The following is a 13,257-nucleotide window of genomic DNA, read 5'->3' on the forward strand; positions in this document are numbered from 1 at the left end:
CCCGTTTGTCACGGCACCACGACGAGCCTGCTACCCCGGAGGTCGGTGCGTTGCCAGGCGGTCTCGATGTCGCTGAGCGGGACTTTCACCACGTCGAACGTGAGCTCGCCGGACTGCGTCCACGTCACGATCTGCCCGTACACCTCGCCCATGGTCTGCGGGTCGAGCCCTCTGGCCGCGCCGTAAATCTCGACCCCGGAGGTGCGCAGGCTCTCTGCGGCGAGAACGAGCGTGCTGCCGGCCGACTCACCGACCTGGATCAGCCTTGTCGGCTTCGGGAACGCGAATGACTCCGGGACCAGCGATCGCAGCAGGATCTCCGTGGGGCGGCCCCAGAGGAAATCCACCACGACGTCGTAGCCGTCTCCCTTGGCATCGGAGTATGCCTGCGCCAGCGTTTGGTCCGGGACGGCGGTGTTGATCACCGTATCGGCACCCAGGCGCCGCACCTCCTGGAGCTGGTCGTCGTCACGGCCGGTCGCGACGATCCGTCCGGCGCCGACCAGCCGGGCCACCTTCACCGCAAGCCGCCCCGCGACCCCGGTGGCACCCTGCACGAGCACCGTCTCGCCCGGCACGAAGCCGGCGGCGGTCTTGATGGACATGCCGGTGATCGCCGTGCCCAGCACGGTCGCCATCGCCGGATCGATACCCTCCGCGATCGGCACGTACGCGCCCTTCGGCACCACGGTCTTCTCGGCGAGCGCGCCATAGGGTGGACGTGTGTTGCCGAACCCGACGACGGTGCCGTCCGGCAGTGCGCCGATGCCGTCGAAGGCGGGAATCGCCGGCAACTGTGCGGTGTACTGCTGGCTCGCGTAGTGCGTGCCGGCCGCGATGCGCTTGTCGACGTTCTCGACCGCGACCGCCTTCACGTCAATGACCACCTCGTCGTCGCCGGCCACGGGATCCGGGAAGTCCTCGTAGCGAGGGATGCCGCCGATCTCGTGCAACACCGCCGCCTTCATCACAGCTCCCGGCCGAAGAACGCCGCGATCCGACGCTGCCAGGCCGGCATGAACCGGGGAGGGCGGGCGGGTGAGTGGTTCCACCGGTGGCTCGGCGAAGGGTGAGGGGCGACGCCGCGGCGCCGCGCGCGGCCGTGGACCGCCGTGCCCTGGTGTCCGGCCGGCCGCTCGGCGTGCGCGGGGACTCCGGGAATGCGATGTGTCGCCCAGTGCAGCAGGCCGCGGAAGGAGTGCTCGGTTGTCATCTTCATCTCCCTCTCTCTATCAGTGATAGAGACACTCTAGCACTGATAGAGTGCCGACGGGAGGTACCGAATTGGCGCTAGACCGGCAGCGGATCGTCGCCGAGGCCGTCGCCCTGCTCGACGCCGAGGGTCTCGACGGCGTGACGACGCGCAAACTCGCCGCGCGGCTCGGTGTGCAATCGCCGACCCTCTACTGGCATCTGCCCAACAAGGCGGCCCTGGTCACCGCGATTGCCGACGCGATCCTCGACCAGCAGTTCGGCGACATGTCACCGCCCGAGCCGGATCAACACTGGCAGGACTGGTTAAGCGGCCTAGCCGAGCGGCTGCGCCGAGCGCTGCTCGCCCATCCGGACGGCGCCCGGGTCATCTCAGCCTCCCAGCTCTCCCTCACCATGGCAGCGATCTCCGAACTGGCCATGAGTACCCTGGTGGCACGCGGCATCCCGCTGCGACAGGCCCGCGTAATCGTCCTGACCGTCGAGCGCTTCACGGTCGGCCACGTCCTCGAAGAACAGGCCCCCCGCCCCGACGCGGAAGCACTGAAAGACTTCGACATGGCCGCATTCACCGAGCAACACCCGACCGCGATCGCCGCGATCGCCGAATACTTCCAGCCCGGTCGCACCGTGGACGACCTGTTCCGCGAGTGTCTGGAAGTGGTCATCGACGGCGCCACCGCCAAAGCCGGTCCCACGACCTGACCCATCATCCGTGCCGCAGGCGGTTCCCCCTACCCGGTCAGAACCAGGTCCAGGCGAGGTGGCGGGATATCGTCGGCGCTGCGCGCGAAAGGTTCCATGGCCCGCGACCAGACCAAGATCGGGCGCACTCAATTCGGCATGTCCGTGCGCTGACGGCGCCGACTTGCCGCAACTGCGTAGCGCGCGGATCGCGGCAGATGAGTGCACATGATCATGAAGATGCCGATTACGGCGAGTTCGGAGGCTTGGCCTTCTGCGGGTAAATCGTCTCGTGACGGGCCAGCATGGCAACGAACTCGCTGATCCTCCGCTCGCGGGTCTGCGCCCGTTTGACGGCATTGACGCGGTGGATGAGAGCGAACCGGTTGGTTTTGGTGAGTACGTCGAACATGGCCTGGGCGGCGGGGTCGGCGGCGATGGCGGCGAGGAGGTCGGCGGGCACCTCGGCTTCCGAGGGTGGGGCGTAGGCGGCCGCCCACCGCCCGTCCGCCTTCGCGGCTTCTACCGCGACGCGGCCTGGGGGCAGCATTCGCCCCTGCGCCTCCAGCCGGGCCACGTGGGCGATGTTGCGTTGTGACCAGGAACTGCGGGGCCTGCGAGGGGTGAACCGGATCCAGGAGGTTTCCTGATCCCGTTTACGGGCCTGCCCGTCGATCCAGCCGAAACACAGGGCCTCGTCGACCGCCTGCTGCCAGGTCAGCGTCGTGACTGTGCCGCCCTTCTTGGTCAGGGCGAGCCAGACGCCGGGCGACGTGGCGTGGTTGGCCGACAACCACGCGCGCAGCGCGTCGGCGTCCGCGACGATCAACTCATCCAGTTCGGCACTCGCCATGACGGCAGGCTATCGCTGCGCCGTTGCCGCAGCCTCTGCCTGTGGGCCAGCCCGACTCGTCGGGCTGCCGGCGCGCCGGTCGCTCGGCGGACCGTCGGGGGCAGGACCTCGACGCTCAGGACGGTCTCGACGTCGGGCCGGCATGTCGGACTCCTCGTGCACGTGCCGGTTGCGGCGAGCGTCGTCCACGACCACGGGCCTCTGCCAATCGCCAGCGCCATCCACGGTGGCGGCCAGACGGCGTACGAGCCGGCGACGCCCGGCGATCCAGCCACGCACCTCAACCGCTCGGTCTGCGGCAGATCCGTGCACCGGAGCTGGTTTGGTTGCGATCTCGTGTTTGGGCTATGCCTGTCCGGCGTCGGCGGCGGCGTGGGCCAGGGCGCGGATGAGGGGTGTCTCGTTCGAGGTACGCCACACGAAGGCCCATTGGCACTGGGGTGCGTCCTGGATGGGCAGGTAGACAATGTTGGGCCAGGGATAGAACTGGATGGCGTCGGCGACGACCGCGGTGCCGGCCTTGCCGGCGGCGACGAGGGACATCTCCTCGTGCCAGCTTGAGGCGACCGGACGCGGGGTATGGGGCGCCCGCTGGGCGTCAGGTAGGGGTGGAAGGTGTCTTCCATCGAGCGCGGCACGTCGGTGCCGCGGAGCACGGTGCAGTCGCCCAGATCTTCCAGGGTGACCGAGTCGCGGCTGGCGAATGGGTGGCTGGCGTGGACCATCAGCACGATGTCGCCGGTGTGCACGACCGGGCCGACCGTCAGGTCGGGCTCGTGGACAGGCAGCCAGACCTGGGCCGCGTCGACCTCGCCCGAGCGCAGCTCGTGAAGCGGAGCGGTTTGGTTGGATCTCTCGGATGTGCAGGTCGACCGCCGGGTGGCGGGCGCGGAAGAGCTCCAGGACGTGCGTGATGGTGAACGGCTGCGCGCCCATGGAGCCGAGCGTGAGCGTGCCGGTGATCCCGCTGGCGAGGAAGGCGGCGTTCTGGACGGCTTCGGTGATCTGCCGGTGGGCGGCGGCCAGGTCGCGCTGCAGTTGCTTGCCGAGCGGGGTCAGGCGCACGTTGCGGGTGGTGCGCTCGAACAGGGGTGCGCCGATGCGCCGCTCTTGCGCCTTGATGGACTGGCTGACCCGGGCCGCGTCGCGGCGTCGAGGGTGTCGGAGAGTCCCTGCTGGCCGTAGTCGAGGATGTGGTTGTTGGCGATCGACGCGCGTCGACCCCGGCCGCGCGCAGCGCCGCGAAGGCGGTCTTCGGAGCCCGGAAGTGGTACGTCTTCGGCTGCGGGGTGCCCCGGTCGGTCACCGCCGTCTCCAGGTTGAGCAGCGTGACGTCGGCGTCGCGCAGCGTCGACGCGATCGCCCCGAAAACCGTCTCCGGATCGTCGAGCAGGCGCAGGGTACGGCCGGTGAAGTGGACGTCACCGGCGAAGGCCAGCCGCACCTCGACCGGCGCGCTCGGCTCCGGCGTCGCGGTGCCGGTGGCGGACGGCGTCGGACCCGGCGTGGCCCCGCGCCAGACCGGCGCCGGGCCGGTCGATCCGGCGGCGCATCCGGCCAGCCCGACGCCGACCGCGACCGCCGTCAGCGCCGCCAGCGAGGTACGCGCCGTCCTGCGGATCACCCGGCCGAGGGTACGCGCTCCGGGGACGCCCCGTGACCCGGCGGCCACCACCTACCGCCGGACCGCCGCTTCCATCCAAAGTGGATGGCCAGCCGGCGGCGGCGCTTCGAACGTCAACACCTACCGAGAATGCATTACCAAGCTGGGCTCCCTGTGATCATGCAGTCACTCGTCACGGCCGACGCGGACGTTCCCAACCCCGTCGCGGGCAACGCCTCTAACGAGGTACGAGACCAGTGTCGGGCGATCAGTTGCCGGCGCCAGCGCAGCAGCGTGGCCGGGGTGACGAAGAACGCTGACCATTGTGGTCGGGGCAGCAACCGTGCCAACGCCGCCAGCACCACCCGGTCCTCGGGCTGCAGATCGGGGCGGTGCACCTGCCGGCGCAGCACCGCCACCTGGTGGCCCAACACGAGCAGTTCGACGTCTTTCGCGCCGCCGTCGCGGGCGAGCTGGGTGAGCATCTGCAAGATCTGGCGCAGGAGCAGGTACACCAGCGAAGCGGTCATGACCCCATCGTTGCCGCTACCGCCCGGGCAGACCTCACACATAGGCGCACGTCACAGACCCTCACCGAATTTACGAGCCCGACACGCTGGTCGGACCCTTGCCGAGAATCCTCTACGAGCGTAGGAAGAACAGCACTCCCCCGCTCTCGCTCCGCCGCAGGCTTCTCTCACCACCGTCGGCTCCGTGCATCGTCCACTCCGTCCACCGTCAGAGGAGATGCGTGTGACTACCCCCAGACGCCTGCGTCTCGCCGTGTCCGTGCTGGTGGCAGCCGGTGCTCTACTGCTCGGTACGGCCGCCGCCGCGGCACCGCCCTCGGTGCCGCCGCAGCTGTCCGCGCACGGTGCCTGCGACCCGATGGACCCCACGGCGTGCCTGCTGCCGTTCCCGAACGACTACTTCACCGTGCCCGATCCGGCTAGCCCCACCGGCAAGCGGGTGCAGTTCGAGGCCTCCTCGATGCCGGCCAACGTGCAGGGCAACCCGATCGATCCGAGCGAATGGAACCGGCAGGACGGGTTCAGCCCGGGCCAGCCGATCCTGGTGCACGTGCCCGGCCTTGATGCGGCGGCCACGGGCATCGCGCCGGTCACCAACATCGGCCGCTCGCTGGCGCCGGACGCGCCGGTCGTGCTGCTCAACACGGCCACCGGCCAGCGCACGCCGTACTGGGCCGAGCTGGACGCGCACGCGACCGGCCAGCCCGACCGGCAGCTGCTCATCATCCGGCCGGCGGAGGCGCTGGCCGAGGGCACCCGGTACGTCGTGGGCCTGCGTGGCATGCGTGACAGTAACGGGACCGTGATCCCGGCGCCGGCCGCGTTCAAGGCGTACGTCACCGGCGCCGGGGTCGACCCCCTGGATTCCCGCGCCCCGCAGATCAAGCGAATCCTCGCCGACCTGACGACGGCCGGGGTCAAGCGCGGCGACCTCTACCTGGCCTGGGACTTCACCGTGGCCAGCCGGCAGGGTCTGACCGGACGGATGCTGGCGATTCGCGACGACGCCTTCGCCACCCTCGGCGCGGCCGCACCGTCGTTCACCGTCACCAACGTCGCCGACTACACGCCGGAACAGGATTCGCGGATCGCCCGGCAGGTGAGCGGCACCATCGGCGTACCGTCCTATCTCACCGGCAGCGGCGGACCCGGTTCTCGGCTGCACTACGGGCCGGCCGACGGCGACGGGACGGCGCCAACGGCGTACGCGCTGCCCACGCCGTCCGGCGCGACGCTGCAGGCGGACTTCGTCTGCAACATCCCGCGCAGCGCCTCCGCCGCCGACCCGGCACACCTCTCGCTCTACGGCCACGGCCTGCTCGGCAGGCCGACCGAGATCAACGCCGGCAACGTCAAGGCCATGTCGGCCACCCATGACTTCACCTTCTGCGCGACCAACTGGATCGGCATGGCCAACGCTGACGTCCCGTACGTGGCCGGCGCCTTCACCAACCTCAGCGCCTTCCCCGCGGTGGCGGACCGGCTGCAGCAGAGCTTCCTGGACTTCCTCTTCCTGGGCCGGACGATGATCCACCCAGACGGGTTCGCCGCTGACCCGGCGTTCCAGGACGCCAACGGGCAGCCCCTGATCGACGTGCGGGGCGGGCTGCACTACGACGGCAACAGCCAGGGCGGCATCAACGGCGGTGCGCTCACCGCCATCGCCCAAGACTGGACCCGGTCGGTGCTCGGCGTGCCGGCGATGAACTACTCCACCCTGCTGCAGCGCAGCGTCGACTTCGCCCCGTTCCAGGCCATCATGAACCAGTACTACCCGGACAAGATCGACCAGCAGCTGATCTTCGCGCTGCTGCAAATGCTGTGGGACCGGTCCGAGGCCAACGGGTACGCCCAGCACATGACCGACAACCCATTGCCGGGCACCCCGGCGCATCAGGTGCTGATGCACGTGGCCTTCGGCGACCACCAGGTCTCCCCCGCCGCGGCCGAGGTCGAAGCGCGCACCATCGGCGCCCGCCTGCACACCCCGGCCCTCGCCGACGGCTGGTCACTCGACGTGAAGCCGTACTGGGGCATCGCGCCGATCGCGGCCTACCCGTATACCGGCTCGGCGATCGTGATCTGGAACAGCAGTGCGGCGTACGCGCCACCGCCGACGAACCTCGCCCCGGCCGGAGCGGAGTACGGCAACGACCCGCACGAGTTCCCACGCGCCCAGCCCGGCGCGCAGGAACAGAAGGCGAGGTTCCTGCTCACCGGCGAGATCATCGACGTCTGCGCGGGAGGGCCCTGCCCGTGATCGGTTACGGGTCACGCAGTCGGTGCTGGTGGTCGGCATCTCGGACGAGCGCAAGTTGAGTCCCGGGTGTACGTCCGGTACGCGTCGGCCGGGCTGGTCCAGACACGCTGGAAGTTCGCCGCATCCGTGCAGTCCGCGGCCTGCGCGTTGCAGGCCAGGACCGCGAAGGAGCGCAGCACGCTCAAGGCGTTCTGGCTACCCCGGTCGGCGTCCCCGCTGATCGTCGGCCGGAGCATCGCCGAGACGTTCGGCCGCTGGGCGTCACCTTCAGCATCCGCAGCGCCCGCTGGAAGAACCGCCGGGCCGCGGCGGCATCGCGGCGGGCCGAGACGAGCACGTCGATGACCTGCCGTGCTGGTCGATCGCGCGGTAGACGTACCGCCACACGCCGTTGACCTTGACGTAGGTCTCGTCGACGAACCACCGGTCACCAGGCGAGTGGCGGGCGAACCGGGCCACGTCGGCCAGCAGCGGCGTGAACCGCTGCACCCACCGGAACACGGTGACGGGGTCCGACGTCAACACCGCGTTCGATGAGCAGCTCCTCCACGACTCGGTACGAGAGGCAGCACCGCAGGTACCACCGCACGGCGACGATCACCTCGGACGGGAAGCGGAACCCGGTGAACGCCGACTCCGGTGGCGACCAAGGGCGACGAAGGCTGGACGGCGTCACCCGTCAAGCCTGCCTCGGCCCCTGGGATCCGGCAACGCAACAGCGCCTCAGGGAGACCGGTTCAGCCGATGTTGGCCAGTTTCGGCAGCACCTCGTCGGCGATCCGCTGGGTGAACTCGACCGGATGCCCGTCCGGCGTCACCTGCACCTCGGTCACCCCGAGCGCGGCGTACTCGGCGACCTCTGCGACGAACGCGTCGACGTCCGCCAACACCGGCCGAGTCACGACCACCGTCTTCTCGATGCTGTCGTAGTCACGGCCCTCGGCAGCGCAGTGCCCACGCAGCACGTCCAGTTTGTGCGCCACGTCGGCGGAGCTGGTGCCGAAGAGGTTGCAGGCGTCGCCGTACCGGGCCACCAGGAGCAAAGTCTTCTTCTCACCGCTGCCGCCGATCATGATCGGCGGGTGCGGACGGCTCAGCGGCTGCGGCGAGTTGAGCGTCTCGGCGAGCTGGTAGTGCCGGCCGTCGAACGGCCCGTTGTCGTCGCTCCACATCTGGCGGCAGATCCGCAGCGTCTCCTCCAGTCGCTCGAACCGCTCGGCCATCGGGACGACAGGTACGCCAAGGCCCCGCTGCTCCCGCTCGTACCAGGACGCACCGATGCCGAGCCGGGCCCGACCGCCGGACAGCACATCGAGGGTGGTCACGATCTTGGCGAGCAGCCCCGGGTACCGGTACATCACGCCGGTGACCAGCACACCCAACGTCATACGCTGGGTGTTCGCCGCGACGAAGCCCAGCGTGGTGTACGCCTCCAGCATCGGCTCCTCGGCCGGGACCTGCGCCTCCATCTGGAAGTAATGGTCCATCACCGTGAAGGACGCGACACCGGCCTGGTCGGCGATGGTGGCCGCGTCGGCCAGGGTCGGCGCGATCGCCGCAGGGTCGGCCGGGGTCGAGTAGGTCCAGTAGTGCAGCCCGAGCTTCACGTCGTCGACACCTCCGCAACGAGCCTAGCGGTCCTCGGCGTGGCCGGCCCACAGGTCAGCGGCAACACTCTGATCACCGGGACAGCCCTTGGCTATTGATCTTCTTCCCCCAGACAGGAGGAATGATCAACCAAGGGCTGTCCCCATGAGCAACCCGGGGGCCACACCCAACGATCACAAGTCGTGTGCCTACCCGTGCCCGCAGAGGTGGCCGCGTCGGTTCAGGGCAGGGCAATGCCGCGTACGACGCCGGACTGGTCGCCGCTGACCAGCAGATCATCGACGACGACAGGAGTGCTGAAGGTGTTGGCCGTAGTGAGCGCGACGCGATGGGTGACCTCGCCGCTGGCCAGCGCCAGACCGACGAGCTGGCCGGTGGCAGCTGGCACCCAAATGGTGTTCCCCAGCACCACGGGACCGGCGTTGAAGACCCGCAACCCGAGCTGGGTCAGCCACGCCTGCGCTCCGGTGAGCGGGTCGACGCGCCGGGCTCGGCCGAACTCGTCGATGAGGACTAGCCCGGACTCCGTCACCACCGGCGGCGCGTACGCGAACCCGCCGGACACCCGCCAGCGCTGCGCGCCGGTCTCCCGATCCAGGGCGTGCGCGTTGCTGACGGTGGAGACCAGCACCAGCCCGCCGGGAAGCAACGTGACGACGTTGTCCCACGGACCGTAGATGAGCCGCTGGTACGGCGTGGTCCGGGTGTTGGTGGCGTACGACCACAGCTCGTGACCGGTGGCGGCGTCGAACGCGTACGCCTTGCCGTCGCCACTGCCGGCGTACACCCGCTCCCCGTCGCAGGCCACCCGGCCGGCGAAGAAGCCGTGCAGGTCGGCCGTCCACCGGACCCGCCCGGTGGCCGCATCCAGCACGTACAGCGTGAACCCGGCGGTGAACAGAACGGTCTCGACTCCGCCGATGATCGCCACCAGCGGGTTGCTCAGCACCGGCTCCTCGGTGCGGTGCCGCCACATCGGCGCACCGTCGCGGGCGTCCAGCGCGTACAGGTGCTGGTCGGTGGATCCGATCAGGACGGTACGGCCGTCGCCGGTGAACGCGGCACCCCGGTAGATCCCGCCGACCCGCGTACGCCAGGCCGGCCGCGGCGCTGGATGACTCCGGAACGCCTGCTCGTCGGCGTCGGCCGGACGGCCCACCCGGAACGCCTCGACGTCGCCACCGGTCGAGCCCGCCACGATCAGGTCGCCGTGCGCGGCGAGGGCTCCCTGGACACTGCCGGTCAGCCGCACCCCCCACCGCTCCCGCGGATCCTGGTCGCCGGGGGCGATCTCGAACGCCCGGGTCACCTCGTGCCACGAGCCGTCGGAGCCGGTCACCCGTACCTGCAGCCGGTGCGCACCCGGCGGCAGCGCGGAGATGTCGGCGCTGCCGTCCCACCACTGGTCACCGGCGCGCGGCAGATCCGTCCACGCGCTGGTGTCCCGCCCGCCGTACACGTGCTGCGGGTAGATCCGGGTCTGCACCGCGGCGACCGCGTCCGGCTGGGCGGGCCGTACCCGTACCGCGATCGCCGCCCCCGCCGGCTGTCCGACCACGGTCGCCGCCGGCGCGGCCATGCCGACACCCCCATCGGCCAGCGGGATCGTGGTCACCTCCCGGCGCTGTTCCGAGCCGTCGGGCGCGACGGTCACCTGCCACACCCGCAGTACCGGCAGCCGGTCGACGATCTCCCGCCGGACCCAGTAGTAGTAGGCGTCCTTGGTCGCGTAGGCCGCCACCTGGGTCAGCTGGTTGACCCGGTCGACTCTCTCGGTGTGGACGTGGCCGGCAAAGATCGCCCGTACCGGGAAGTCGGCCAGCAGGTCCAGCAGCTCGTCCTGATCGTTCACGTAGTAGTTGGCGCCGCCGATCGGGTAGTGCAGGAACAGCAGGCTCGGCTGCTGCCCGGCCTGGCGCAGGTCGTTCGCGAGCCAGCGCAGGTGGTCGCGGCCGAAGACGCCGGGCTCCTGCAGCACCTGGGTCGGATCCAGCCCGACCACGTGCAGTCCGGCGACGTCGAACGAGTACGGCGTCGGGCCGAAGAGCCGGTGGTACAGCTCCTTGGCGTGTACGTCCCAGCGCGCCTCGTGGTTGCCGGGCACGTGCCGCAGGCGAGGGCGCAATGCGGGCGGGATGACCGACAGGTAGCTCTGGAATTCGTCGTCACCGCCGTATTCGGTGATGTCACCGCAGTTCAGCACGAAGTCCGGCGCAGCCTTCTCGATCGCGGCGAAGATCCGGCGCAACAGCTCCGTACGGGTGGTGTCCGGTGGAGTCGCGTGGGTGTCGGTGACCACCGCGAAGCTGAGCGGCGTACCAGCCCCGCCGTCCGCAGCGCCCGTACCGGCTGCCTCGGCGCTGGCCGGGGCGGCGCTGGCGCCGGAGGCGAGACCGAGCGCCGCCGTGCCGCCCAATGCGGCGGCGGACGCAAGGAGACTCCGCCGGCCAATGGTGGCGATGTCTCCCGACTGGAGGTGCCCTGGGGGATGGCTCATACTCAGCTCCTCGATCGGCTGCTCTGGTTGATCATGGCCGAGGCTAAAGAGCCGAACAACGCCGCCCACCGCAGAGAAGTGAACAGCGTAGGTCGGTCGGCTAAACGTTGCCCGCGCACCTCTGGCTTGGCAGCCGGACCGGCAGCCCCACCTACGTCAAGGTCAACGGGCTTTGGCGGTACGTGTACCGAGCGGTTGACCAGGACGGGCAGGTTGTCGACGTGCTGGTCTCGGTCCGCCGGGACGCCGGCGCGGCCCGGCGGTTCTTCCACCGGGCGCTGTCGACGTTGAAGGTGACGCCTGCAGAGGTAGTCACCGACGCTGCCGCGGTCTACCCCGGCGTGCTCGACCAGTTGGTCCCGTCGGCGTGGCACCACGTCGAGCGGTACGCGAACAATCCGATCGAGGCTGATCACGGCCTGCTGACTCGAAAATCGGTGAGTGAGTGGGCAGGCGGCAGCGCCCGGCGTAGCGCAGCGGAGCCGGGCATTGGGTTTGGCGCTCTCATGCGGCGGCGGGTAGCTCCGGTCGGGGTTGAAGATCGACCTTCTGGCCGGTCAGCTGTTCAAGCTGGCGGATCAGGTCGCGTTGGCGACGCTGCGTGTTGATCCTGGATTCGTGGTAGCCGGAGCCAAGGTCGTGGTGGCGGGCGTTGGGGTCGGACAGTAGGTGCCAGATGATGGTCAGTACCGAGTTGCCGACCGCGACGATCGCGCGTTTCTTACCTCGTCGGCGTGTCAGGCGGCGGTAGCGTTCGCCGAGGAAGGTGTTGGTGCGGGCGATTGCGGCTACGACTTCGCCGAGGGTGCCGGCTAGCCAGGGGTTGCCCTTGCCGGTGGAGTTGCCTTTCTTCTTGCCGGCTGACCGGGCGTCGATGGGTGCGAACTTCGCCCTGGATGCCAGGTGCGCGGCGGTGGGAAAGACGGTCATGTCCACGCCGATCTCGGCGATGATCTCCTGGGCGGCACGTATGCCGACACCGGTGATCTCGTCCAGCTTGGCCACCGCCGCCGCGAAAGGGGCGATCATCTCCTCGATCCGGTTGTCCAACTGCGCGATGTCCGCGGCGAGGGCATCGATGCGGCGCAGCATGGTGGCGCAGATGAACGCGTGATGGTCGTCGAAGTGGCCGGCCAACGCCTGACGCAACTGGGGGATCTTGCGGCGCATCGTGGTGTGCGCCAGCTCAGCGAGTACCTTCGGGTCCCGCTGGCCGGCGATCATGGCCTGCAGCATTTGCCGGCCGGAGACCCCGTGCAGGTCACTGATGACCGAGTCCAGTTTGATCTGGGCGTCTTGGAGGGTCTTCTCCAGCCGCTGCTTCTCCCGGGTCTGCTCGCGTACCAGGCTGCGCCGGTAGCGGGTCACGTCCCGTAGCCGGCGGATCGGCTTGGGATGCACCAGGCTGGGCCGGCACATTCCCCGCTCGACGACCTTGGCCAGCCACACCGCGTCCAGCCGGTCGGTCTTCGGCCGGCCGGGCACGTTCTTGACATGCTTGGCGTTCAGCAGCCAGCACTCGAAGCCCTCGGCCTCCAGCAGGTAGAACACCGGCTTCCAATAATCCGACGTGGCCTCCATCGCCACCAACTCGACCCGCTCGACCCGCAGCCAGTCCGCCAACGCCAGCAGCGCCGGCGTGACCGTGGCGTACTCGCGGACCTCCTGCACTCGCCGGTCCGGCCGACTCGCGTGCGGCACCCGCACACACGCCACCAGACCGGCCTTGCCGATATCGATCGCACACACCCGCGCGACCACCTGCACCGGCTCCTGCGTGATCTCCTCCATCGCACCGCCCTTCATCCACACGGGACCTACAAAGGCGGTCACCCGCGGAAGCGTTGCGGGGCAACAACAGAGGCGGACTCGCGTGCTCGAAGCAACAATGCAGGGCCCCTAGATCACGCTTCCAGCGTCAGACTCAAACGCGGGCTCGAAGCACCAAGCAGGCTCGACGTCGGCGGGCGACCACCCCCGATTTTCACGCACGGCACGGGCGTCACGACA

At 69.5% G+C, this 13,257-nt stretch carries 11 protein-coding genes and 4 pseudogenes; 4 read left to right on the plus strand and 11 right to left on the minus strand.

The features are described from left to right. Positions 1-8 precede the first annotated feature (8 nt). Together ACTWO6_RS22255 and ACTWO6_RS22260 are read right to left on the minus strand one after the other, a co-directional pair. On the minus strand, positions 9-968 hold the full coding sequence (locus ACTWO6_RS22255) for a quinone oxidoreductase family protein (RefSeq protein WP_446215742.1): 960 nt from the start codon (positions 966-968) through the stop codon (positions 9-11). Then, entirely contained in the window at positions 968-1,213 is a 246-nt protein-coding gene (locus ACTWO6_RS22260) for a hypothetical protein (RefSeq protein ID WP_446215743.1), read from the minus strand. Before ACTWO6_RS22260 ends, ACTWO6_RS22255 begins: the two co-directional genes overlap by 1 nt. Before the next feature lie 71 nt (positions 1,214-1,284). Between ACTWO6_RS22260 and ACTWO6_RS22265 the strand changes: the two genes are divergently transcribed. Then, a complete protein-coding gene (locus ACTWO6_RS22265) occupies positions 1,285-1,917 on the plus strand; it encodes a TetR/AcrR family transcriptional regulator C-terminal domain-containing protein (protein ID WP_446215744.1) in 633 nt (210 codons plus the stop codon). A 226-nt stretch (positions 1,918-2,143) separates the two neighbouring features. Here the strand turns inward: ACTWO6_RS22265 and ACTWO6_RS22270 are convergent, their stop codons facing one another. From ACTWO6_RS22270 to ACTWO6_RS22285, 4 genes and pseudogenes are all read right to left on the minus strand, one after another. Then, positions 2,144-2,749 (minus strand): YdeI/OmpD-associated family protein, encoded by a 606-nt coding sequence (locus tag ACTWO6_RS22270; RefSeq protein WP_446215745.1) that lies wholly within the window; start codon positions 2,747-2,749, stop codon positions 2,144-2,146. Positions 2,750-3,094: 345 nt separating this feature from the next. After that, positions 3,095-3,292: a hypothetical protein gene (locus tag ACTWO6_RS22275; protein ID WP_446215746.1), complete on the minus strand. Its 198-nt coding sequence runs from the start codon at positions 3,290-3,292 to the stop codon at positions 3,095-3,097. Between the two features lie 101 nt (positions 3,293-3,393). After that, positions 3,394-3,573, minus strand: a pseudogene (locus tag ACTWO6_RS22280) (LysR substrate-binding domain-containing protein); the annotation flags it as partial. Positions 3,574-3,948: 375 nt separating this feature from the next. Next, a pseudogene (locus ACTWO6_RS22285) lies at positions 3,949-4,193 on the minus strand (CapA family protein); the annotation flags it as partial. Between ACTWO6_RS22285 and ACTWO6_RS22290 the strand changes: the two are divergent. After that, positions 4,159-4,530, plus strand: a complete 372-nt coding sequence (locus tag ACTWO6_RS22290) for a hypothetical protein (RefSeq protein WP_446220869.1) — start codon at positions 4,159-4,161, stop codon at positions 4,528-4,530. The pseudogene ACTWO6_RS22285 and the gene ACTWO6_RS22290 sit on opposite strands and share 35 nt — an antisense overlap. Here the strand turns inward: ACTWO6_RS22290 and ACTWO6_RS22295 are convergent. Next, positions 4,508-4,882 carry a hypothetical protein gene (locus ACTWO6_RS22295; protein ID WP_446215747.1) on the minus strand — a complete coding sequence of 125 codons (375 nt, stop codon included), beginning with the start codon at positions 4,880-4,882 and terminating at the stop codon, positions 4,508-4,510. The genes ACTWO6_RS22290 and ACTWO6_RS22295 overlap by 23 nt on opposite strands. A 217-nt stretch (positions 4,883-5,099) precedes the next feature. Between ACTWO6_RS22295 and ACTWO6_RS22300 the strand changes: the two genes are divergently transcribed. Next, positions 5,100-7,142, plus strand: a complete 2,043-nt coding sequence (locus ACTWO6_RS22300; RefSeq protein WP_446215748.1) for a hypothetical protein — start codon at positions 5,100-5,102, stop codon at positions 7,140-7,142. Between the two features lie 277 nt (positions 7,143-7,419). Here the strand turns inward: ACTWO6_RS22300 and ACTWO6_RS22305 are convergent. From ACTWO6_RS22305 to ACTWO6_RS22315, 3 genes and pseudogenes are all read right to left on the minus strand, one after another. Next, positions 7,420-7,818 (minus strand): annotated as a pseudogene (locus ACTWO6_RS22305) (IS6 family transposase); the annotation flags it as partial. 61 nt (positions 7,819-7,879) lie between these two features. Next, positions 7,880-8,749, minus strand: coding sequence for an LLM class F420-dependent oxidoreductase (locus ACTWO6_RS22310; protein ID WP_446215749.1), 870 nt, complete (start codon positions 8,747-8,749; stop codon positions 7,880-7,882). A 221-nt stretch (positions 8,750-8,970) separates the two neighbouring features. Continuing rightward, the gene (locus tag ACTWO6_RS22315) at positions 8,971-11,247 is read right to left on the minus strand and encodes an outer membrane protein assembly factor BamB family protein (protein ID WP_446215750.1); all 2,277 of its coding nucleotides are present in this window, start codon (positions 11,245-11,247) and stop codon (positions 8,971-8,973) included. A 149-nt stretch (positions 11,248-11,396) separates the two neighbouring features. On the opposite strand from ACTWO6_RS22315, the pseudogene ACTWO6_RS22320 reads away from it, so the two are divergent. Next, positions 11,397-11,672 (plus strand): annotated as a pseudogene (locus ACTWO6_RS22320) (DDE-type integrase/transposase/recombinase); the annotation flags it as partial. 79 nt (positions 11,673-11,751) lie between these two features. Here the strand turns inward: ACTWO6_RS22320 and ACTWO6_RS22325 are convergent. Then, positions 11,752-13,008, minus strand: coding sequence for an IS110 family transposase (locus tag ACTWO6_RS22325; RefSeq protein ID WP_446215751.1), 1,257 nt, complete (start codon positions 13,006-13,008; stop codon positions 11,752-11,754). Positions 13,009-13,257: the final 249 nt, after the last annotated feature.

It is taken from the genome of Micromonospora sp. IBHARD004 (genome assembly GCF_052814115.1).

What these genes read in the sequence shown, in the direction of transcription:
- ACTWO6_RS22255 (WP_446215742.1), bottom strand. Translation starts at nt 968, where the DNA reads ATGAAGGCGGCGGTGTTGCACGAGATCGGCGGCATCCCTCGCTACGAG.
- ACTWO6_RS22260 (WP_446215743.1), bottom strand. Translation starts at nt 1,213, where the DNA reads ATGACAACCGAGCACTCCTTCCGCGGCCTGCTGCACTGGGCGACACAT.
- ACTWO6_RS22270 (WP_446215745.1), bottom strand. Translation starts at nt 2,749, where the DNA reads ATGGCGAGTGCCGAACTGGATGAGTTGATCGTCGCGGACGCCGACGCG.
- ACTWO6_RS22275 (WP_446215746.1), bottom strand. Translation starts at nt 3,292, where the DNA reads ATGTCCCTCGTCGCCGCCGGCAAGGCCGGCACCGCGGTCGTCGCCGAC.
- ACTWO6_RS22295 (WP_446215747.1), bottom strand. Translation starts at nt 4,882, where the DNA reads ATGACCGCTTCGCTGGTGTACCTGCTCCTGCGCCAGATCTTGCAGATG.
- ACTWO6_RS22300 (WP_446215748.1), top strand. Translation starts at nt 5,100, where the DNA reads ATGCGTGTGACTACCCCCAGACGCCTGCGTCTCGCCGTGTCCGTGCTG.
- ACTWO6_RS22315 (WP_446215750.1), bottom strand. Translation starts at nt 11,247, where the DNA reads ATGAGCCATCCCCCAGGGCACCTCCAGTCGGGAGACATCGCCACCATT.